The sequence below is a fragment of the Halorussus amylolyticus genome (assembly GCF_004143485.2).
Taxonomy (GTDB): Archaea; Halobacteriota; Halobacteria; order Halobacteriales; family Haladaptataceae; genus Halorussus; species Halorussus amylolyticus.
Window position 1 is genome coordinate 14,041 of record NZ_RXOB02000046.1, and the last position, 19,937, is coordinate 33,977.

Here is a 19,937-nt window from a genome sequence, read left to right on the forward strand (position 1 = left end):
GCACACGCGCGCGCGACATCTGCGGAGTGATGGGTAACGCTCCGATTACTCACCGGGTGGGGCGCAGTTCGCGACGAGTATCAGACGTGTTAGATATTCGTTCGTACTCGGTCGCGCGCGGACACTCAGGTAACGGCGGCTTGAATCGGTGTGACACTTCGTTGCGACGCCGAAATCGTTCGCTCCCACTCGCCGATCTCAATTCACCCCTGCGCTTTCGCGAGACACCGGCGTGACAGGCCTACGTCTTGCGAACGGTTCTACCGGCGCATCGTTCGACATCGGCCGTGTCGCGGATGGTCTACCCTTGGTTCTCCTCGGCATGCTCCCCGTCCTCGCCACGTCGCCATACCACCACCGACGCCAGTGCGACGACCGCCGCGAGCAGTCCGCCCAACAGCCTCACGTCGGAATCGCCCGTGTCGTCATCGTCGTCCGCTTCACCGCTTTCGTCGGTCCCTTCCTCGGATTCCTGAGCCGTCACGTCGCTATCGCCGTTCGACCCCGCCTGTTCGACCACCAGTGCGCCCGCATCTCGGCCGTCGATAGCGAGGTCGTACTCCCCGGCTTCGTCGGGGGTGAACGACAGCGAGACGGTCGTGGTCGTTCGGCCAGCGACCGCTACTTCGTCGCTGGCGACCGGGTCGTCGTCTGCCTGCAACTCGACGGCGTGCGTACCCTCCTTTCCGCCGAGGTTCTCGACGGTCACCTCGACCGTGGCGTCCTCACCGACCTCGACGGATTCAGTCTCCGCATTCACGTCGGCCACCTCGAAGACGGGCCGAGTCGAGCCGATGGTGAACAACGAGAGACCGGGCGATTCGGCCTCGAAGACGTGGTGGGTCGCACTCTCGCCGACCTTCTCTGCGTCGAGTTCGTTCCAGCGGTCGGTCTCGTCACGGTAGAGCGCCACCGAGTCGGGACCGACATCCGCTTCGTCCAGGTAGGATTTCCGTACGCGGAACTGGAAGGTGACGTTCTCGATGTCCGAGTCGGGATTCGTGTGGTTGATATCGACGTACCCCGTCGGCGTCGCGCCGGTTTCTTCGAGGAACGCACGCGGGTCCCTTCGGTCGTCGGCGCCCGGCGCGGCCGTGCTGTCACTTCCCGAGTCGGATTCGGTCCTCGCTGTGGTATCCCGTCCGCCGTCGTCCGGTTCGGACGCGCTGGTGTCGGCGTTCCGCTCTCGAACAGTCACCTCGAAGTCGCGCTGGCCGTCTTCAGTCGGGCGAATCGAGAGGCTGTCTAGCCCGACGGTTTGCAGGTCCGGACCAACACTGGTAGTATTCTCTCCACCGTCGCCCTCGTCGCCCTCGTCGTCTTCGGTGAGGTCTAAGACGATTTCGTCTTCGTCCTCGTCAGCCCCGACCGCAAAACGGGTAGTGCTGTCGTCGATGTTTTGGCGGACGACCTGCGTGTCGCCCGCATCGTCTCCACTCGCCTCATCCGATGGAGAAGAAACGCCGCCACCGCCGCCTCCGCGATTGGTGTCTTTGACGACGACCGCCACGGTGTCGGTATCGTTGTTGCCACCCCGGTCGGTGACTCTAAGCGTCACGTTGTACCTGCCGGGGTCGGCGAAGGAGTGCTCCAGCGTCGCACCGTTCTCCTCGTAGGTACCGTCGTCGTCGATGTCCCACTCGTACCTGTCGATGTCGCCGTTGTCCGTCGAATCGGAGCCGTCGAACTCGACGGTCTCTTTCTTCTTGAGAGTCCGATTCGGGCCTGCGTCGGCGTTCGGTGGCGTCACGTCCTGTACCGTGACGGCAACGGTGTCGGTGTCGTTCTCACTCGTAACGGTGATATCGCCGCTACCGAGAGTCCCGGTGGTCTCTCGCCATTCGAGGCCCACCGAGTCGTTCGATTCACCGCTCTGGAGGTCGACAACCGCGCTGACACGCTGTTGATTCTCGAAGTCGGTGTCCGATAGCGTGACAGTCTGGGAACCGCCGTCGCCCCCGAAGTTGGTGACGGTGACTGTGATATCGAGGCTGTCGCCCTCGATGACTGGTGTGTTCGTCTCAGTGACGTTCACGCCGAAGAACGGGTCTGCATCCTGCCACGCCAGTACCGGGTAGCTATCGGTCGCGTGCCACGCATCGGTGAACGTGAACCCGTCCATGTTCGCGGTGGCGTTCGCCCCCGTCATGTTCGCGGTGGTGAACCCGATGGCGTCACCCGAGCCGTCATCGTTTCCGGTTGGCCCGGCGTAGCCGGTTTCCTCCGTGTCCCAGTAGGAGTCCTCGACGGTGCCCTCGCTGTTCAATCCGGCGAAGCCAGCGATGTGTACGTCCTCGTGCTCCGGGTTTCCGCTTACGCTCACGGTACCGATAGCGTAGGAGCGTTCGACCGTCCCGGTGACGTTCCCACCGAATCCGCCGACGGACAACTCCTCGCCCTCGTCGAGTTCGCCGCTTTGCACCTCCCCGGTCGCGTAGGCGTCTGTAATCGCACCGTCGTCGTTTCTGCCGACGAATCCACCGACGTTCACCCTGGGTTCCTCGTGCCCGGCCCCGTTGAGTTCGTCGCTTCGTACGTCCCCGACCGCATAGGCGTGCTTTATTGTGCCGCCGTTGTTGTCGCCGACGAACCCGCCGACGTTTAGCGTTCCGGCCGCATTGCGCCCGTCGCTTTTTACCTCTCCGACAGCGTGGGAGTTCGTGATTGTACCGTCGTTGTTTTCGCCAGCGAATCCGCCGACGTTCAACTCCTCGACATCGTTGATTCCGTCGCTTTGTACGTCTCCCTCCACGCGCGAGTCCGTGATAGTGCCACCGCTGTTGTCGCCGACGAATCCGCCGACGTTCACCCATATCTCCGCCGACGTTTCGTTGCTCTCTACCTCACCGCTCGCGACGGAGCGTTCGACGCTGCCTCTGTTATTTCCGACGACTCCGCCGACAGACCGCTCGGCACTGACGCTGGTGACGGTTCCCGTCGAGGTCGCGTTTCGAAGCGTGGCACCCTGTCTGTTCTCACCCACGACGCCACCGGTGAGCGGCCCGGCGGCGACCTCGCCCGAAACCGAGACGTTCTCGACCGTTCCATCGTTGACGCCAGCGACTCCGCCACCGGCAGGCCCGGATTCACTGCCGTAAGCGAGCTGAACATCCTCAAGCACGAGGTTCCGAACCTCACCATTCGAGCCGACCGTGTCGAACACTCCCCATGCGGTGGTATTCGGTAGCTCCGCGCCGGGGGTCCCGGCGGGGTTCGACGGCGTGAGCGTCAGATTGGAGATGGTGTGTCCCTGCCCGTCGAACGTGCCACTGAAAAAGGTTTTTCCGTTTAGTTTGAAGAGTATCGGTTCGAATCCGTCGCCGTCGTTCCAGTGCTCGGTTCCGCTCGCGTCGATATCGGTTCCGAGAACGTAGTGCCCATCAAGATTGTAAAATTCATCCACATTTTCTTTCACAGACTGGAGTTCGCCTACGGTCGTGACGTTGTACGGGTCTGTTTCCGTACCGCTTCCCTCCAACAGTTTGTCGGTGATGTCCGCCGGGTCCGGCTCGGCACTTCCGTCGTAGTGGCTGGTCAGCGTCGGATACCCCTCGGTCGGAACCCACCGGTCGAACCATTTCTCGGAGTTAAAAACGGCGATGTAATAGTCGAGCACGAACAGGTCGTCCATGAAGAACCAGCCGTTCAGCCCCTGCATCTCCTCGGTGGTGAGGCCCCGAGCATCGACGGAGCCGTCGCCCGTGCCGACCGCCTCGGACACACCGCTCGCCTCCGTGTCCCAGTAGGCCTCGGTGACGGCTCCCTCGTTCTCGCCGACGAGTCCACCGCCGTCGGTCTCGGCGGTCACTTCCCCGACGGCGAACGAGTCCCGAATGACGGTCTCACCCCCGGTATCGGTGTTGTTACCGGCGAGTCCACCGATACGGTCGTCCCCGCTCGCGCTCGCGTCCGAACTGACGTTACTGATGACGGCGTCGTTCTGGCCGACCACGCCACCGACGGCAGTCGACCCGTCGACCGAGCCATTCGAAGTGGTTCTGGAGACGGTTCCGCCGTTGACTCCTGCGACGATGCCGACGGCCGACGCGCCCGTGACCTCGCCGCCGACCGTGAGGTTGGTGACTGTCCCGCCGTAGCCCACGTGACCGAACAGGCCACTCTCGTCTTCGTCCGAACGGTTCACCGTCAGATTCGAAACGGTGTACCCGTCGCCCTCGAACGACCCGGTGAACGTCGCGTCGTCCCCGCCGATGGGGTCGAAGCCAGCACCGCCGTTCCAGTCGGAGGTGCCGTTCGCGTCGATGTTGCCGGTGAGTTCGTAATCACTGTCGAGGGCTGTCGAACGGCTATCTACCTCGTCGTGATTCTCGCCGATACACTGCACCTGTTCGACGTTTCCAACTTCGTACGGACTGGAAGCCGTTCCGCTCCCGTCGTAACCCACGGTGCTACAGTCGGGTGCCGTCATCACGGCTGAAGCCGTACTAGCCATCCCGCCGAACAACAGCATACCACTGAGTCCGATTGCGAAAAGTAGCCTCGCAACCCCCCTGCGCGTTAGATGCGTGCACTCTCGACGGCTCATGAAGCTACACTTCCGTATCACGTTGATTAATCTTCCTATAATAAGAATCTCGAAATAATATCTGCTCATTCTCTGCGCGAAACCAATTTTGTGCGCGGGCTTCCGTCTGTATCTCCAACAATAGAGCGAATCACATGCAAATAACCGAATCTGCCGAAAGTCTGTCGCTCCTCTCGATTAGGAAAGTAGGTATCGCGAAATAAGATTCATCTACTCGAACTCGTCCGACCGAATCACTTTCACTTTCACTCCGCCCCACCGAGAAGCCTTTAAATTGTCCGGCGTAACGTGCGGCCACAGAATGCCATCTATTCAGTCGACGCTCGGCGAGGAGGAGGGGATCGCCGAGGAACTGGCCCAGAGCCAGCGTCAGATATCCATCGCCGAGTTCTTCGAAAAGAACAAGCACATGCTCGGGTTCGACAGCGGTGCCCGAGGGTTGGTAACTGCGGTGAAGGAGGCAGTGGACAACGCGCTCGACGCCACCGAAGAGGCCGACATCCTGCCCGACATCTACGTCGAAATCGACGACACGGGCGACTACTACACCCTCATCGTGGAGGACAACGGCCCCGGCATCACCAAAGAGCAGGTCCCCAAAGTGTTCGGGAAACTCCTCTACGGGTCGCGGTTCCACAGCCGAGAGCAGTCGCGCGGCCAACAGGGAATCGGCATCTCGGCCGCCGTGCTGTACTCCCAACTCACCTCCGGCAAGCCCGCCAAGATTACGAGTCGGACGAAGGGGAGCGCCGAGGCCGAGTACTTCGAACTCGTCATCGACACCGACGAGAACGAGCCCGAGATTCGCAAAGAAGGGACCACCTCGTGGGACCGAACCCACGGCACGCGCATCGAACTGGAGATGGAGGCCAACATGCGCGCCCGGTCCCAGCTGATTCGGTACATGAAACACACCGCCGTCGTCAACCCCCACGCTCGACTCACGTTCAAGGAGCCGAGCATGGACGAGGCCCACCAGTTCGAGCGAGTCGAGGACGCCGACCTCCCCGCCAAGACCGAGGAGATTCGGCCCCATCCCCACGGCGTCGAACTCGGCACGCTGTTGAAGATGCTCGCGGGGACCGACTCCCACAGCGTCTCGGGGTTCGTCCAGTCGGAGTTCACCCGCGTCGGGAAGAAGACCGCCGACTCGATTCTCGATAACTTCCGCGACCGCCACTTCGGCCGCGAGATGGCGTGGCGCGCGCCCCAACCCCACGACGACGCCGACGTGGCGCGCGCGGTCCAGCAGGCGGTCGCCAACAAGGGCGCGGACGCGACCAACGCCTTCGCCGACGAGGTGACCCGAAAGGTCGAGGCCCGCGATAGAGTCGCCCACCACGAACTGGTCGAAATCGTGGCCGAAGTCGCCGACGAAGTCGGCGACGACCACGGCGTCACGTTCGGGAGTACGGTTCAGGAGAACGCGGTCGAGGCCGGGTGGGGCGAACTCACCGCCGACCGGACGGCCGACCTCTACCAGTTGGTGGACAAGGCGACCAGCACCCGGAAGGACGACGAGACGGTCCACGGACTCGCCGAACGCCTCGCCAAGCGGTTCGAGAAGGGCCGCGAGCGCGACCGCGCGACCCGAAAAGAGCTTCGAGAGTACATCGACCGCGCCGCCGACCAGACCGAGGAGTACGACGACGCGACCATCGGAGACACCGCCCGCGAGAACGTCGTGACCGAACTCCGGTCGGTGATGGTCACGGTACCCGACGACGTGCCGAAAGTCCGTGACCTCGCCGACGACCGCGACGCCACGAGCGAACTGCTGGAGGCGATGCGCGAGACCGACATCATCTCGCCGCCGACCAACTGCCTGTCGCCCATCACCGCCGACCTCGTGGAGGCCGGACTCCGGAAGGAGTACGACGCCGACTTCTACGCCGCTTCGAGTCGTGACGCCGACGTTCACGGCGGCGACCCGTTCGTCGTGGAGGCCGGAATCGCCTACGGCGGCGACCTCGAAGCCGAGGGGTCGGCCGAACTCCTCCGGTTCGCGAACCGGGTCCCGCTCGTCTACCAGCGCGGGGCCTGCGCAACGACCGACGTGGTGAAGTCCATCGGGTGGCGCAACTACAATCTCGACCAACCCGGCGGGTCGGGCATCCCGAACGGCCCGGCGGTCATCATGGTCCACGTCGCGTCCACGAACGTCCCGTTCACGTCCGAGAGCAAGGACGCGGTGGCGAACGTCCCCGAAATCGAGGACGAAATCGAGTTGGCGATTCGCGAGGCGGCCCGAGAGCTCAAATCGTACCTCAACAAGCGTAAGTCGCTTCAGAAGCGCAAGAAAAAACAGAACGTCATCGCGTCGATTCTGCCCCAGATGGCCGAGAAGCTCGCCGACGTGACCGGGAAGGACGAACCCCAGTACGGCGACGCGCTGGCGCGGATTATGAACAACGTCCTCGTGGAGCGCGAAGTTGAGAGCGTTGCTCCGGAGGAGCAACGAGAAGGCGGCGAAGCCGCCGGGAGGAAGGTACGACTCGTGGTGGAGAACCACACTAACACGAACGAGTCGCCCGACATCACCGACATCGTGAGCGCCGAACCGACGAATCTCTCGAACGGCGCGACCGCGGTGGACATGGACGGCGAGTGGTTCATCAAGTGGTCGCCCACCGTCGAGAGCGGCGACGAAGCCGTCTTGGAGTACGACATCGCCGAGGACGCATCGTTCGACGTTAGCGTCGAAGGAATCGAAGACCCCAAACTCACCGTCAATCAATGAGCGCAGACAACGAAGCCCAAGCCCAGGAGAAGCTTATCGACCTCGCCGCGGAGTTCTACGACCAGTTCGACCGAGGGGAAATCCCGTCGATGTCGGTCCCCACCCGGACCAAGAGCAACATCGTCTTCGACGAGGATTCGGAGGTGTGGGTGTACGGAGACCGCGAGAGCACCCGGAGCGCCAACAGCGTCCGCGGCGCTCGTAAACTCCTTAAAGCGATATACACTATCGACTTCCTCGCAGAACAGCTGAATCAGGACCGCTCGTCGACCCTGCGTGAACTCTACTATCTGAGCGAGAGTTGGGACGCCCAAGAGGCCCAGTTCTCAAATCAGGACGAGTCGAATCAGCTGGTCGAGGACTTGGAAATCGTCTCGGAGGTCACCCGCGAGGACTTCCACATGCGGCCCGAGGAGTCCGGAGCGACCATCATGGGACCGCTCTACCTCCGCGAGCAGACCCGCCGGGGCGAGCGCGACATCCACTGTCAGGAGGACGTGGGCGAGGGCGGCTACCAGATTCCGAACAACCCCGACACCATCGAGTTCCTCGACAACGACGCCGACTTCGTCTTGGCGGTCGAGACCGGCGGCATGCGCGACCGACTGGTCGAGAACGGCTTCGACGACGACTACAACGCCATCATCGTCCACCTCAAGGGTCAGCCCGCGCGGGCGACCCGGCGCATCACCAAGCGTCTCCACGACGAACTCGACCTCCCGGTCACGGTGTTCGCGGACGGCGACCCGTGGAGTTACCGTATCTTCAGTTCGGTCGCGTACGGGTCCATCAAGTCGGCTCACCTCAGCGACTACCTCGCTACGCCCGAGGCCCAGTTCGTCGGGATTCAGCCCTCCGACATCGTGGAGTACGACCTGCCGACCGACCCCCTGAGCGACTCGGACGTGAACGCGCTCGAAAGCGAACTCGACGACCCGCGGTTCCAGACCGACTACTGGGAGGAACAGATAGAGATTCAGTTGGACATCGGCAAAAAGTCCGAACAGCAGTCGCTCGCGTCACACGGACTCGACTTCGTCACCGACACCTACCTTCCGGAACGACTGACCGCGATGGGCGTGCTTTAGAACTCCCACTCGGTCTCGTCTGCGTTCTCGGTCTCCGAGTCGCTCACCGTACCTTCGGTGAACGGGTCGCCCTGCGCGCACGCCCGGCAGTAGCAGTTCTCTCCCTTCTCCTCGGTCACGAGCGGGACGCCAGCGACGAAGTACTTCTCGTTGAACGTCCGCTTCACTCCGTGTTCGACCGGGCGCGAGCACGCGGTACACGGCACGTCGGGCGCGTTGACTACTTTCTCGTCGGTCGAGCGGGCGCGTCCGAATTTCGTGACCGCCTCGCGGTCCTGGAGGCGTTCGCGCATCGGCGGGAACGCGAACAGCGCGGTAGCGATGAACGTCACGCCGACGAAGAACGCCGGGATGCTCGACACGCCGCTGAGAATCGCGAGTCCGGCGAGCGCACAGAAGAAGCTGAGTGCGACGCTTCCGGCGGTTCCGAGCGTCGAACCGTCACCGTCGAAGTCCGCGGACTTCGACGACCCCTTGCCCGGAATGTAGCGTTCGGTGCCGTCCGACCGGAGTTCGATTCGGTCGGCCGCGGGCGAGTAGTTGTACCACGCGTAGGGGATGTTGCCGAGTCCGCCCGTGAATATGATGAGGAGCGCGTGGATGCCCCACGACCCGAACCCGCGGTCCACCATCACGACCCGGTCGCCGTAGTCGTGTTCGACCTCCCAGCCCTCGACGGTGAGGTCTTCGATTCGACGACGGAAGCCGCCCGGCTTGCTCGTCCGGTCGCTCACCCGACCGGCACCCGACCCGCCGCCGACCGCTGACCCGCAACTCGAACAGAACGCGTCGGTCGAACTCACGCTCGCGCCGCACTGCGAGCAGAAGTTCGACCCGTTGGGAGGACTCATACCTCTGGATATTCAGGCCGGAATAAGTAAATTATACGGTGTGTGTCGGACAGCCGTCAGCCGTATCACCGGCGGCGTCGTAGTCCGGGGCCATGCCGCTCAGCGCACGCAACAGACTCGCGGGGACCGTTCGGTCGGTCGAAACGGACGGGGTGATGGCCGAAGTCGAAGTCGAGACCGACGGCGGCCAGTCCGTGACGGCGGTCATCACGAGCAACTCGGTCGAACGACTCGGTATCGAGGAGGGGAGCGAAGTGAATGCGGTCGTCAAGGCGACCGAGGTGATGGTCGAGACCGAGTGAGGTCACCGCTCGAACCACGATTCCAGCGCGGCTTCGACCGCTTCGTCCTGCGACCGGACGTGTTCGCGCTCGGGGTCGCTCCGGTAGTCGAGCGAGCGAAACCGGGCGAGAGCGACCCGTCTAGCGTCGAGTTCGGCGGCCGCGGCGACCTTCCGGTCGTCGAGGGGGAACGGACCGTCGCTGTCGGCCCTCGCGTCCTCGTCCACGAGCGTCCGTGCGCCTTCGAGCGCGCTCACGCCCGCGTCGGCCCAGCAGTCGTGACAGCACCGGAATTCGAGGGTGCCGCCGTAGTCGCCGAGTTCGGTGGGGCGGGGACCGCCGTCCATCGCGGCGCTCCAGACCAGACCGAGCGAGTCCACCACGACGCTCCGGTCGTCGTCGCTCCCGCAGGCCGCACAGACGACCGACTCGTCGGCGAAGGGCCAGTCGCCCGGCGGAGTGGAGGACAGGTCGGAGTCCATGCGTTCGGTTTGGCGACGACGTGATAAAAAATCTACTTCTTCGAAGACCGAGCAACCTCGCTGGAAAAATTACCAGTCCGACGACGCCCCAGACGAGCAGGCCGAGTCCGTCGGTCGAAACACCCGCGAACTACTCGCGCTCGTCCAACACGACCGGCACCCCGCGACCCGCCACGTCGGCGGCGAACGCGCCCGAATCCGTCTCTAGCGCCTCGAAGGTGTTGTAGTGAATCGGGAGCACGAGGTCGGGGTCCATCCGCTCGGCCAACTCGGCGGCCTCCCGCCGGTCCATCGTGAACGACCCGCCGATGGGCGGGCAGAACACCGACACGTCGAGTTCGGCGTGACCCTCCAGCGCGTCCGAATCGCCCGGCCAGAAGACGGTGGTGTCCGCAAGCGTCACGAGAAAGCCCACGCCGAACCCCTCGGGGTGGAACGGGTCGCCGCTCGAATCGGTGTGCGGGCCGTCGGGTTCGTTGTACGCGGGCACGGTGCGGACGATTACGTCGCCGAACAGTCGGTCGTCCTCGTCGCCGACCTTGACGACCTCGTAGGGCAGGTCCCGGAGGTCGGCCACGTCACGGTCGATACCCGGCGGGTAGACCGCCTCGTAGACGACCACGGTGGCGTCGTCGCTCGCCACGCGCTCGATGCCGTCCGAGTCGTAGTGGTGGTCGTGGGTCACGAGAACGAGGTCGCCGTCCTCGGGTCGGTAGTCGCGTGCTGGCGGGTGAGGCGCGCTCGGCGAGTCGGGCCGCCACTCGCCGGTGAGGGTGCCGTACCGGCCGGGGTCCACGTAGACGACGGTGCCGTCGGGCGCTTCGAGTCGGAGACCCGCGTAGCCGAGCCACTCGATTCGGAGGTCGTCGTGTCGAATCGTCATGGGTAGGGTTTGGACCGGGATGGGTCTAAACGGTTCGGCTTTGGGGAACGTAGAGACTAACCTACTCGGAGTTCGAACGCAGAAGGATAATTCGCTCTTCGAAATTGTTCCTATCCAATCACTTTAAACTGCAGATGGTCACGGGATTGTAAAGCGCCAGAAAGTCCCCCGCGGTGGAGTGACGGGCCTCCACGTCGCCCGTGAACGCGGCTACTGCTCTTCCGCCAACCGTTCCACGCGCTCCAGCGAATCCGCTGTCTCGGGCGTCTTGTCGTCGCGAACCTCCAAGAATCTCGGGAATCGCAGTGCGTACCCCGACGAGTAGGTCGGCGACTCCTGAATCTCCTCGTATCCCACCTCGAAGACGATTTCGGGCTGAATATCGACTTCCTGACCGTCCTGAGACCGGATGTGGGGTTCGAGCAGTTCCGTGAGGTCGGCCAGTTCCTCGTCGGTGATGCCGGTGGCGACCTTGCCGAGCGTTTCGAACTCGTCGCCCGCGTCGTCGGCGCGCGCGGAGAGCAGGAAGGTGCCGAGGAACTTCGCGCGTCTGCCCTCGCCCCACTCCGCGCCCGTGACCACGAGGTCGAGGGTCTCTACGTCGGGCTTGCGCTTGAGCCAGTTCTTCCCCCGGCGGCCCGGCGAGTAGGCCGAGTCCGGGCGCTTGAGCATGATGCCCTCGTGGCCCGCGTCGAGCGCGCTGGCTTCGATGTCGGCGATTTCGTCCGGGTCGTCGGAGGTCCAGAGCGCCGACACTCCCTTGGTGAGGACGCCCTGTAGTCGGTCGTGGCGCTCGGTAAGCGGTGCGCGAAGCAGGTCGTCTCCATTCGCGTGCAGACAGTCGAAGGCGTACAGGTCGAGTTCGACTTCCTCGCGCGCTCGGGCCACGTCGTGTTTCCGACGGAACCGCCGGAGGACCTCCTGAAACGGCAGGGGGTCGCCGTCGTCGTCGGTGGCGACCACCTCGCCGTCGAGGATGGCCGGGGCGTCGAGGTGCTCCTCGACGTGCTCGACGATTTCGGGGAGCGCGCTGGTCACCTCCTCCATGTTGCGCGAGAAGAGCGAGACCTCGTCGCCGTCGTAGTGAATCTGGACGCGAGCGCCGTCGTACTTCCACTCTATGGCGGTTTCCTCCCAGTCGTCGAGCGCGTCGGCCACGGTCCCGGCTTGGGCGAGCATGGCTTGGACGGGGCGACCCACTTCGAGTTCCAGCGCGTCGAGTCCCGTCTCGCCCTCCTCGCGGGCGACTCTCGCGACCTCGCCGTAGTCGTTCGAGACCTGCAGCGCGCGCTCGACCGACTCGACCGGCACGTCGAACGCCGCCCCGGTGGCGTCTCGAACCGTGCCCTCGCCGACGCCGATTCGCATCTCCGAGAGGACGATGCGCGCGAGATACCGGGCTTCCTCCGGACTCGCGCGGTTGAACAGGCCGAACAGGATGTCGATTTTCTTGTCGCGACTTCCGGACCCCGCGGCGTCGGCGAGCGCGTCGAGTTCGGCGGCGACTTCCGCGACCGCGAGGTCCGTGCTCCCCGACCCGTCGCCGGACCCGAACGCCGCGAGACCCTGCTGGCCGCCGAACTCGTAGCTCGCGGCGACTTCGCCGATGTCGCCCACGTCGGCGAGTCGCTCCTCCACGTCGGCCGCCGAGACGTTCGTCCCGGCGGCGCGCGCGACGGCCTCGTAACAGTAGTTCGGTCCGATGTCGAGCGTCTCGGAGGACCACGCCGGAAACACCCGCCCCTGGACGAATCGCGCCACCACGGGGAGGTCCGACCCGGCGCGCTCGAACAGTCGGGTCACGCGCTCGGTGATTTCGGTGTCGGCGCTCAGTGCCTCGATTTCGGCGGCCGTCTCTGCGAACTCCCCGAACTCCATCGACCGGAGGTAGTGGACACCCGGTTTTAAAAGACCCGACTTTTCGCAGTCTCGAATCGGGGTCGCGTCCGCTTCGTCAGACGCCCTACAGGACAAGATACTTGCATTTGGCCTGCGGCGATTCGGTCGCATGCCCTCCACCGACGACCGCTCGTTCGTCACGACCGAATGCGTCACTGAGGCAGTCGAACGGGCGTATTCGCCGGACCTCGAAACAGATTCGCGGAACCGCGGAGTGTGGAATTGATGCTCGCGATTCGAACGATACACCTGCTCGCGATGGCTGTCGTGCTCGGCGGCGCTGTGGCGACGTGGCAGTTCTGCCGTCGCTCCGAGGTCTCGGCGGCGACCGCGCTGGCGGTCGCCGCCGGGTACGAGCGCGCCTTCTGGGCCGCGGTAGGTCTGCTGGTCGTCACGGGCGTCGGCAATCTCGGGAGCATCGCACCGCACGTTCCGATTGCGGAAACGGAGTGGGGAACCGTTTTCGTCCTCAAACTGCTCGCGCTCGTCGGCTTCCTCGCAGTGTCGCAGGTCCGGACGCTCGCGGTCCACCGACTCCGGCTCGCCGACTCGGGTTCCGAGGGGGGCCGCCGGATGCTGCGCGTCAGTTACGGCGCGACCGCAGTGTGGCTCGCGGCCATCGTCGTTACGGCGGGGGTACTCGCGCATGGATGACGACCCCCTCGTGGTGTGGTCGCTCGCGACGTTTCACGCCGCGCTGTTGGTCGTCCTGCTCGTCGTCGGTCTCTACCCCTCCGGACTGCTCGGTTGGGTTCTCTCGGGACTCGACACGTCCGTTGGAATCGCGCTCTACCTCTGTCTCTGGGCGAGCACGTGGTGGACAAATCGGCAGTGTCTGTCCGAACTCGGAGAAGACGCCAGTCTCCTCGCCGTGGTCGGCCTCGGTGGCAAGTGGGGCGGCGTGAACGGCGTCGTCTTCTTCTGGGTTCTCTTCGCCGTCGCGGTCGCTCCGGCGTTCGGCTTGCGAGCCGCGGTGATACCGTCCCTGCTCGTGTTTCTCGGCATCGGGACGGTGCTGGCGCTCGGCATCGGCGGCTTCGTCGGGTGTGTGTTCGCCGCGCTCGATACTGCCGCGTTCCGAATTGCGGACCGACTCGCGCCCGCGGCGGCGAGCGAATCCGACTCGGGGTGACGAAGCGGTCCGGTGGCGCGCCCGAGGGCTTTTTCCGCTGGCCGACGAAGACGAAGTATGAGCGAGACCACGGACGCAGACGAGGGTCGGCGCGAGTACGACCCCGAAGACGACCACGCGTTCCCCGACGAGCGACTGAACGAGGTGCTGGAGTTCGTGGAGAACGACCCCGAGATTCAGGCGTACCTCGACGCCCAGAACGTCAACCCCGTGACGCGGAAGGGGTACAACGACCACGGGAGCAAGCACATCGAAATCGTCCGGAACCGGGCGCTCACGCTGTACGAACTGCTCAAGGCGGGCGGCGTGGAGTTCAACGGCGCGGCCGACCAGGGACTCGACGAGGCCGACGAGGGCGTCATCGTCGCGCTCGCGGCGACTATCCACGACATCGGCCACGTCGTCCACCGCGACGACCACGCCTACTGGTCGATTCCGCTCGCGGCCGACCTGTTGGACCGCATCCTCCCCGAACTCGGCTTCTACGACACCGCGGAGGTCGTCCGGGTGAAAGGCGAGGTCCTCCACGCGATTCTCTGTCACCACACCAAGGAAGACCCCCTCACGACCGAGGCGGGAATCGTCCGGGTCGCCGACGCCCTCGACATGGAGAAGGGTCGGTCGCGCATCCCCTACGAGAAGGGCGGCCGCGGCATCAACACCGTGTCGAGTCAGGCGATTCAGGGCGTAACGCTCATGCAGGGCGGGTCGGTTCCGGTCCTGGTGGAAATCGAGATGCTGAACGCCGCGGGCGTCTATCAGGTCGATAATCTCCTGAAGGCAAAGCTTCGGGACTCGGGACTCGAAGACGACATCCGTATCGTCGCGGTCAACATCCGCGAGGACGAGAATCCCCTGGTCGAGCGCGTCGAACTTTAAAATCGGACTTCGAACCGTGCGCCACCGTCGGTCCCCTCGGTCGCGGCGACCCGCCACCCGTGGGCGCGGACGACCTTCTCGACGATAAGGAGTCCGAGTCCGGTGTTTCCGGACTCGGTGGAGTAGCCCTCGTCGAACACCCGGTCGCGCTCGTCGTCGGGGATACCGGGACCGTCGTCCTCGCCGTCCCACCGGCGGCGGCGCGCGCTGGGCGACTCGTCGCCGCGCGCGCCGACCGTGACCGTCTCACCGCCGTGCTCCACTGCGTTCCGAAAGAGGTTCTCGAAGACGTGACCGAGCAGGTCGGGGTCGGCGTCGAACGTCGCGGAGTCGGCGACCGTGAGACGGGTGTCCGGCGTCTCGACGTGGTCCCACGCCCGCTCGGCGCGCGTCGCCAAATCCACCGGCCGGGTTTCGTTCGCCTCGTCGTGGCGAGCGAGGACGAGCGCGTCGGACACGATGGTCTCCATCCGTTCGAGCGACTCCACGACGGCGTCGGCGGCGTCGGAATCGACCATCTCGGCGTGACCGAGCGCGACCGTCAGCGGATTCCGAAGGTCGTGACCGAGGACGCTCGCGACGGTTTCGAGTCGCTCGTTCTGCTCTCGGAGTCCCAACTCGGCCTGCTTGCGCTCGGTGATATCGAGGTGCATGACCAGCACGTACTCCTCGCCCGCGTGGCGAAAGCACTTGGCGCGCATCGTGAACCACCGCTCCTCGTCGGGCGCGTGACACGGGTACTCCACGGTCGCTACCTCGGAGTCGCCGTCGAACAGCGACCGGATGGCGGCCACCACGCGAATCGCGCCGTCGTCGCCGCTCCGCTCGCAGGCATCGAAGTAGTTCTCCCCGACGTAATCGCGGTCGCCGCCACCGTTCGACACCGAAAACTCCCGCCACGCACGATTCGTGAACACGATGCGTCCGGTCGGGTCGAGCATCGCGACCTGACTCGGAAGCGCGTCGAATCCGGCCACATCGACCCGGTTAGAGAGGCTCACAGAATGTATAGGGTCCGAAGCCCCTTATATGGTCGCGGAATTATCACGGATAGTATTTACCGAACTCGACGGTACACGTCGGCGAGTCGCTCGACCGCGCGCTCGACGCTCACCTCGTCGCGCCGCGCGAGACACGCCTCGCGCAGTTCGTCGCGCTCGGCGAGCGTCCTGCGAATCGCCGCCCGAAAGTCGTCGATGTCGCCGCTCTCGTAGTGGTAGCCCGTCTCGCCGTCGTCGATGGTGTTCGCGAGCGCGCCCGCGTTCGCGCCCACGACCGGGGTCCCGCAGGCGTTGGCCTCCAGCGCGACCAGTCCCTGCGTTTCGACCGGACTCGGGAACGCGAAGGTGTCGAGCGCCGAGTAGAACGCCGGCATCTCGTCGCGGTCGAGAAACCCGAGGAAGTGGGCGTCCGCGCCGAGCGACTCGGCCTGGCGTTCGAGGTCGGCGCGAGCGGGGCCGTCGCCGCCGAAGACGAGGGTCACGTCCATCCCCGCGGCGGCCGCGACCAACTCCGAGAGTCGCTTCTCGTAGCCGTGTCGCCCCGTGTAGCCAATCAGCGGGCGGCCGGTGTCGAGCCCGCGACTCGCGCGGAAGTCGTCGGCTTCGACCGGGCGAAACCGCTCGACATCGACGCCGTTGGGGACGATTTCGACGGGAGTATCCACGCCGACTTCGTCGCGGACGTGGTCGCGAGTCGCCGCGCTCGGTGCGAGGACCGCGTCGGCGTGTTCGAGGAACCACCGCTCGTACGATTCGCAGACTCGTCCGAGCGCGCTCGCCACCGCGTCGGTCGGCGAGACGTAGTTGGCGTACTCGCTCGTGGGCGTGTGATACGAGGCCACGAGCGGAAGGTCGCGGTTTCTCGCGAGTCGGAGTCCGCCGAGACCGATGGCGAACGGCGTGTGGGTGTGGACCAGTTCGGCGTCTCGGACGTCGCTCGGGATTCGAGGGGTGCCGAGCCGAAAACCGTCGTAGAACGGGAACGGGAGGCTTTTGACGGGGTGTTCGGTCTCCGCGGGGGTGTGACCGTTGGCGTCGGGGTACACCACGTCCATCCGACCGCCGTCCCGGACCCACCGGTCGCGCCACGACTCGACGGTGTAGGTCACGCCGTTGACGGTTGGGAGATACGTGTCGGTGAACGCGGCGACCCGTTGCATCGTTCGCCTCTTTGAGAAGCGATACTTAAGACCTTATGAACTCGTCGCGACGCGACGGTACATCGCTTCGAGGTCGTCGCCCACGCTTTCGAGCGTGAACTCTCGGCTCTTCTCCTCGGCGTTGGCTCCGAGTCGGTCCCGGCGGTCGGGGTCTCTCATCGCGTCGAGTTCGTCCTCGAAACCGCCGGTCGCCTTGAGACATTGCTCGCCGTCTTCGAGCCAATCGTAGGTCGGGATGTCGCGGATGACGAGCGGTTTCCCACACCCCATCGCTTCGAGGAGCGCGATGCCCTCGTTCTCGTTCTTGCTCGGCCAGAAGAACACGTCGCCCGCGGCGAACCCGCCCCGGATGTCCTCGACGAATCCCGTGAACTGGCAGTTGTCGGGCGCGCTCTCGACCAGTCGCTTGGTGTCGCGGCTCTTGAGGAGGCGGTCGAGTTCGCCGCCCGCGGGGTTCAGGTAGCCGAACCACACGAAGTCGAGGTCCGGCATCCGGCGGGCGGTCTCGACGAAGGATTCGAGGCCCTTGCGCTTGATGACGTGGCCGACGTTGAACACCACGGGCGGGTCGAGGTCGTACCGGTCGAGGTACTCCTCGCGGAGGTCCTCGAACCCCGCGAGTTTGTCGGGGTCGAAGCCGTTGCTGATGACGGTCTTGGGGGCGTCGGCGTACTCCTCGACCACCGCGCGGTTGTGTTCGGACGGACAGACCAGATGGTCGGCCAGCGAGTACGCGTACTCAAGATACGGTCGCATCGGCTTCGCCAGAAGATTCGAGAACGCGAAACTCTCGCGGAAGTCCTCGGCGGTCTGGTGGGCGTGAACCACGACGGGAACCCCGCGATTTCGGGCCTTTCGCGCCCAGTAAACCGACTTCGGTCCCATGTTGTTGAGGTGGAGCAGGTCGGCGTCGAGGGTCGGTTCGGTGGTGTACTCGATACCCCGCCGGTCCATGATTTTCCGTTGGTTCTTCACCGACTGGTGATGGCCGCCGGTGATGTACTCCTCCCACTCGAAGTAGTGGCTGACCTTCATCGTCGTCCGAAATCCAAGGATTCGGGATGTTCGAGCGCGCTCACGCTCGGAACGGACTGCCGGCCCGGCCAAAATCCTACCGAAACGCGGTCGGAGACAAATTGGAAATTCGTCAATTCCATCCGACAGAAACCAAAAGCTATTTTATGCATTCGCCGAATGCCCCCGATGGGGCAGTTCAGGACGCATTCTATCCTTGTCCTGTCTCGCCCCGGAAACCCCCACCCCCCATTCCCACATGCCCATAGCCGAAGAACGCATCGAGCGACTCGCGGCGCTCGCCCGCGACGCCGCCGCGGAGTGTCGCGACGACCGCGCCCGCGAGTACGTCCGCCTCGCTCGACGCCTCGCCGAGCGAAATCGGCTCTCACTCCCCCGCGATTTCAAGCGATTCACCTGCGACGACTGCGACAGCTACCTCCGCCCCGGGAAGAACGCACGCGTCCGGCTTCAGGACGGCCACGTCGTCGTCACCTGCGACTGCGGCGCGCAGGCACGGTACCCCTACGAGTGAGTGCCCGCGAGACGCGCTCCGACTCGGAGCGCGTCTCGCTCCACGCGTTTTAAGACGCTTCGCTCCCCACGAAACCGTATGACAGACGAAGACCTCCGGAAACAGGCCCACGACCTCGACGTGACCGTCTGGGTCGGCAAGGGCGGCATCGGTTCCGTCACCGACGAACTGAGCGACCAACTTCGCGACCGCGACCTCGTGAAGGTGAAGTTCCTCCGGGCCGCACGCGGCGGCACCACCACAGACGAACTCGCCGCCGACCTCGCCGACGAGGTGAGCGCGGACCTCGTGGAAACTCGCGGCAACACCGCGGTGTACCACTGATGGTCGAACCCCTCCCGTTCCTCGATTTCCTCGGCGACTACGCGACAGGCGTGACTCAAGCCCTCTACTTCGTGGTCTCGTTCATCGTGGTCTATCTGGTCGGCCGAGCCACAGTCGTTCCCATCGCCGGTCGCTTCCTCGACCGACGCGAACTCGACCAGCACGCCAAGAAGCCGCTCCTCAAACTGACAAAGTTCGGTGTCGTGTTCGTCGCGGTCGCGGTCGCGTTCGGCCTCGCGGACTACGGTAACTTCCTCACCTCGCTGGCGACCATCGCGGCGGCCGCCACGCTCGCCATCGGCTTCGCGCTCCAGGACGTCATCGCCAACTTCGTCGCTGGCGTGTTCATCTACACCGACAAGCCGTTCAAAATCGGCGACTGGGTCGAGTGGGACGACGGCACCTACGGCGGTATCGTCGAGGACATCGGTCTCCGGGTCACGCGCGTGCGGACGTTCGACAACGAACTGCTCACGGTGCCGAACTCCCAGCTCACCGACGGCGTCATCAAGAACCCCGTCGAGGGCGAGAAGCTCCGACTCAAGTTCGACTTCGGCATCGGCTACGACGACGACATCGAGAAAGCGACCCAGATTATCGTGGAGGAAGCCGAGAACCACGCGGGAATTATGGACAATCCCGCGCCGTCGGTTCGGCTGACCGAACTCGGCGACTCGTCGGTCGGTCTCCAGTCGCGCATCTGGATTGCGAACCCCTCCAGAGCCGACTACGTCAAGACTCGCGGCGAGTACGTGACCGCGGTGAAAGAGCGCTTCGACGCCGAGGGAATCGACATCCCGTACCCGAACCGCACCCTCTCGGGCGGAATGGAGTTGACGAATATCGAGGCGGTTGCGGAACCGGCCAACGACTGAGAGGCGGCTACAGTTCTCGGTTTTCGTATCGCCCGGTGACGCTTTTCACCACGGACACCGCAATCCACCGCGAGTGAGGAGCGTAGCGACGAGCGAGCGGACCAAGGAACCCTCGAACGAGGAGATGCGGCGGCAAAGCCGCCGCATCTCCGAGAGAGGGGGTGACGCAGCGTTTTTGATCAACCTTTTGCCAGCGAACGAGTCTGAAAGCCCCCGGCTTTCAGACTCGTGAGTGCAGGAAAAGGTT

The 19,937-nt window shown here is 64.6% G+C and carries 17 protein-coding genes; 9 read left to right on the forward strand and 8 right to left on the reverse strand.

What is annotated here, in order from left to right:
* Nucleotides 1-301 precede the first annotated feature (301 nt).
* Nucleotides 302-4,471, reverse strand: coding sequence for a GLUG motif-containing protein (locus EKH81_RS18505; protein WP_162224676.1), 4,170 nt, complete (start codon nucleotides 4,469-4,471; stop codon nucleotides 302-304).
* A gap of 376 nt (nucleotides 4,472-4,847) precedes the next feature.
* Here EKH81_RS18505 and EKH81_RS18510 point away from each other — a divergent pair, with 376 nt between their 5' ends.
* Both EKH81_RS18510 and EKH81_RS18515 read left to right on the forward strand, forming a co-directional pair.
* Nucleotides 4,848-7,286, forward strand: a complete 2,439-nt coding sequence (locus EKH81_RS18510) for a DNA topoisomerase VI subunit B (RefSeq protein WP_132061339.1) — start codon at nucleotides 4,848-4,850, stop codon at nucleotides 7,284-7,286.
* Nucleotides 7,283-8,374 (forward strand): DNA topoisomerase IV subunit A, encoded by a 1,092-nt coding sequence (locus EKH81_RS18515; RefSeq protein ID WP_132061342.1) that lies wholly within the window; start codon nucleotides 7,283-7,285, stop codon nucleotides 8,372-8,374. Before EKH81_RS18510 ends, EKH81_RS18515 begins: the two co-directional genes overlap by 4 nt.
* Here EKH81_RS18515 and EKH81_RS18520 read toward each other — a convergent pair.
* On the reverse strand, nucleotides 8,371-9,225 hold the full coding sequence (locus EKH81_RS18520) for a DUF8108 domain-containing protein (protein WP_132061345.1): 855 nt from the start codon (nucleotides 9,223-9,225) through the stop codon (nucleotides 8,371-8,373). The genes EKH81_RS18515 and EKH81_RS18520 overlap by 4 nt on opposite strands.
* Nucleotides 9,226-9,317: 92 nt before the next feature.
* On the opposite strand from EKH81_RS18520, the gene EKH81_RS18525 reads away from it, so the two are divergent.
* Complete coding sequence (locus EKH81_RS18525) at nucleotides 9,318-9,527, forward strand: TOBE domain-containing protein (RefSeq protein ID WP_132061348.1); 210 nt, start codon at nucleotides 9,318-9,320, stop codon at nucleotides 9,525-9,527.
* A gap of 2 nt (nucleotides 9,528-9,529) precedes the next feature.
* Here the strand turns inward: EKH81_RS18525 and EKH81_RS18530 are convergent, their stop codons facing one another.
* The 3 genes from EKH81_RS18530 to ligA all read right to left on the reverse strand — a co-directional run bounded on the left by EKH81_RS18530 (nucleotide 9,530) and on the right by ligA (nucleotide 12,749).
* The gene (locus EKH81_RS18530; RefSeq protein ID WP_132061351.1) at nucleotides 9,530-9,988 is read right to left on the reverse strand and encodes a hypothetical protein; all 459 of its coding nucleotides are present in this window, start codon (nucleotides 9,986-9,988) and stop codon (nucleotides 9,530-9,532) included.
* A gap of 130 nt (nucleotides 9,989-10,118) precedes the next feature.
* A complete protein-coding gene (locus tag EKH81_RS18535) occupies nucleotides 10,119-10,871 on the reverse strand; it encodes an MBL fold metallo-hydrolase (RefSeq protein WP_132061354.1) in 753 nt (250 codons plus the stop codon).
* A gap of 210 nt (nucleotides 10,872-11,081) precedes the next feature.
* Nucleotides 11,082-12,749, reverse strand: coding sequence for an ATP-dependent DNA ligase LigA (gene ligA / locus EKH81_RS18540; protein WP_132061357.1), 1,668 nt, complete (start codon nucleotides 12,747-12,749; stop codon nucleotides 11,082-11,084).
* Between the two features lie 246 nt (nucleotides 12,750-12,995).
* On the opposite strand from ligA, the gene EKH81_RS18545 reads away from it, so the two are divergent.
* From EKH81_RS18545 to EKH81_RS18555, 3 genes are read left to right on the forward strand one after another with little or no spacing between them, the layout of a single operon-like run.
* Nucleotides 12,996-13,424, forward strand: a complete 429-nt coding sequence (locus tag EKH81_RS18545) for a CopD family protein (RefSeq protein ID WP_132061360.1) — start codon at nucleotides 12,996-12,998, stop codon at nucleotides 13,422-13,424.
* The gene (locus EKH81_RS18550) at nucleotides 13,417-13,902 is read left to right on the forward strand and encodes a DUF7965 family protein (protein ID WP_132061363.1); all 486 of its coding nucleotides are present in this window, start codon (nucleotides 13,417-13,419) and stop codon (nucleotides 13,900-13,902) included. The genes EKH81_RS18545 and EKH81_RS18550 overlap by 8 nt, the downstream gene beginning before the upstream one ends.
* Before the next feature lie 57 nt (nucleotides 13,903-13,959).
* On the forward strand, nucleotides 13,960-14,781 hold the full coding sequence (locus EKH81_RS18555; RefSeq protein ID WP_132061366.1) for an HD domain-containing protein: 822 nt from the start codon (nucleotides 13,960-13,962) through the stop codon (nucleotides 14,779-14,781).
* Here EKH81_RS18555 and EKH81_RS18560 read toward each other — a convergent pair.
* From EKH81_RS18560 to EKH81_RS18570, 3 genes are read right to left on the reverse strand one after another with little or no spacing between them, the layout of a single operon-like run.
* Nucleotides 14,778-15,782: a PAS domain-containing sensor histidine kinase gene (locus EKH81_RS18560; protein ID WP_162224677.1), complete on the reverse strand. Its 1,005-nt coding sequence runs from the start codon at nucleotides 15,780-15,782 to the stop codon at nucleotides 14,778-14,780. The two genes, EKH81_RS18555 and EKH81_RS18560, sit on opposite strands and share 4 nt — an antisense overlap.
* A gap of 56 nt (nucleotides 15,783-15,838) precedes the next feature.
* Nucleotides 15,839-16,942, reverse strand: coding sequence for a glycosyltransferase family 4 protein (locus EKH81_RS18565; protein WP_132061372.1), 1,104 nt, complete (start codon nucleotides 16,940-16,942; stop codon nucleotides 15,839-15,841).
* A gap of 33 nt (nucleotides 16,943-16,975) precedes the next feature.
* A complete protein-coding gene (locus EKH81_RS18570) occupies nucleotides 16,976-17,977 on the reverse strand; it encodes a glycosyltransferase family 4 protein (RefSeq protein WP_132061375.1) in 1,002 nt (333 codons plus the stop codon).
* A gap of 238 nt (nucleotides 17,978-18,215) precedes the next feature.
* Here EKH81_RS18570 and EKH81_RS18575 point away from each other — a divergent pair, with 238 nt between their 5' ends.
* From EKH81_RS18575 to EKH81_RS18585, 3 genes are all read left to right on the forward strand, one after another.
* A complete protein-coding gene (locus EKH81_RS18575; RefSeq protein WP_132061378.1) occupies nucleotides 18,216-18,491 on the forward strand; it encodes a ribonuclease P protein component 4 in 276 nt (91 codons plus the stop codon).
* Nucleotides 18,492-18,569: 78 nt separating this feature from the next.
* On the forward strand, nucleotides 18,570-18,815 hold the full coding sequence (locus EKH81_RS18580) for a YhbY family RNA-binding protein (protein WP_132061381.1): 246 nt from the start codon (nucleotides 18,570-18,572) through the stop codon (nucleotides 18,813-18,815).
* Entirely contained in the window at nucleotides 18,815-19,690 is an 876-nt protein-coding gene (locus EKH81_RS18585) for a mechanosensitive ion channel family protein (protein WP_132061384.1), read from the forward strand. Before EKH81_RS18580 ends, EKH81_RS18585 begins: the two co-directional genes overlap by 1 nt.
* The last annotated feature ends 247 nt before the right edge of the window (nucleotides 19,691-19,937 follow it).

Excerpts from the sequence above, each read along its gene's own strand:
- EKH81_RS18580 (WP_132061381.1), top strand. The coding sequence starts at position 18,570 with ATGACAGACGAAGACCTCCGGAAACAGGCCCACGACCTCGACGTGACC.
- EKH81_RS18520 (WP_132061345.1), bottom strand. The coding sequence starts at position 9,225 with ATGAGTCCTCCCAACGGGTCGAACTTCTGCTCGCAGTGCGGCGCGAGC.
- EKH81_RS18555 (WP_132061366.1), top strand. The coding sequence starts at position 13,960 with ATGAGCGAGACCACGGACGCAGACGAGGGTCGGCGCGAGTACGACCCC.
- EKH81_RS18515 (WP_132061342.1), top strand. The coding sequence starts at position 7,283 with ATGAGCGCAGACAACGAAGCCCAAGCCCAGGAGAAGCTTATCGACCTC.
- EKH81_RS18585 (WP_132061384.1), top strand. The coding sequence starts at position 18,815 with ATGGTCGAACCCCTCCCGTTCCTCGATTTCCTCGGCGACTACGCGACA.
- EKH81_RS18505 (WP_162224676.1), bottom strand. The coding sequence starts at position 4,471 with ATGCTGTTGTTCGGCGGGATGGCTAGTACGGCTTCAGCCGTGATGACG.
- ligA (WP_132061357.1), bottom strand. The coding sequence starts at position 12,749 with ATGGAGTTCGGGGAGTTCGCAGAGACGGCCGCCGAAATCGAGGCACTG.
- EKH81_RS18550 (WP_132061363.1), top strand. The coding sequence starts at position 13,417 with ATGGATGACGACCCCCTCGTGGTGTGGTCGCTCGCGACGTTTCACGCC.
- EKH81_RS18530 (WP_132061351.1), bottom strand. The coding sequence starts at position 9,988 with ATGGACTCCGACCTGTCCTCCACTCCGCCGGGCGACTGGCCCTTCGCC.
- EKH81_RS18525 (WP_132061348.1), top strand. The coding sequence starts at position 9,318 with ATGCCGCTCAGCGCACGCAACAGACTCGCGGGGACCGTTCGGTCGGTC.
- EKH81_RS18510 (WP_132061339.1), top strand. The coding sequence starts at position 4,848 with ATGCCATCTATTCAGTCGACGCTCGGCGAGGAGGAGGGGATCGCCGAG.
- EKH81_RS18570 (WP_132061375.1), bottom strand. The coding sequence starts at position 17,977 with ATGAAGGTCAGCCACTACTTCGAGTGGGAGGAGTACATCACCGGCGGC.
- EKH81_RS18545 (WP_132061360.1), top strand. The coding sequence starts at position 12,996 with ATGCTCGCGATTCGAACGATACACCTGCTCGCGATGGCTGTCGTGCTC.
- EKH81_RS18535 (WP_132061354.1), bottom strand. The coding sequence starts at position 10,871 with ATGACGATTCGACACGACGACCTCCGAATCGAGTGGCTCGGCTACGCG.
- EKH81_RS18565 (WP_132061372.1), bottom strand. The coding sequence starts at position 16,942 with ATGCAACGGGTCGCCGCGTTCACCGACACGTATCTCCCAACCGTCAAC.
- EKH81_RS18575 (WP_132061378.1), top strand. The coding sequence starts at position 18,216 with ATGCCCATAGCCGAAGAACGCATCGAGCGACTCGCGGCGCTCGCCCGC.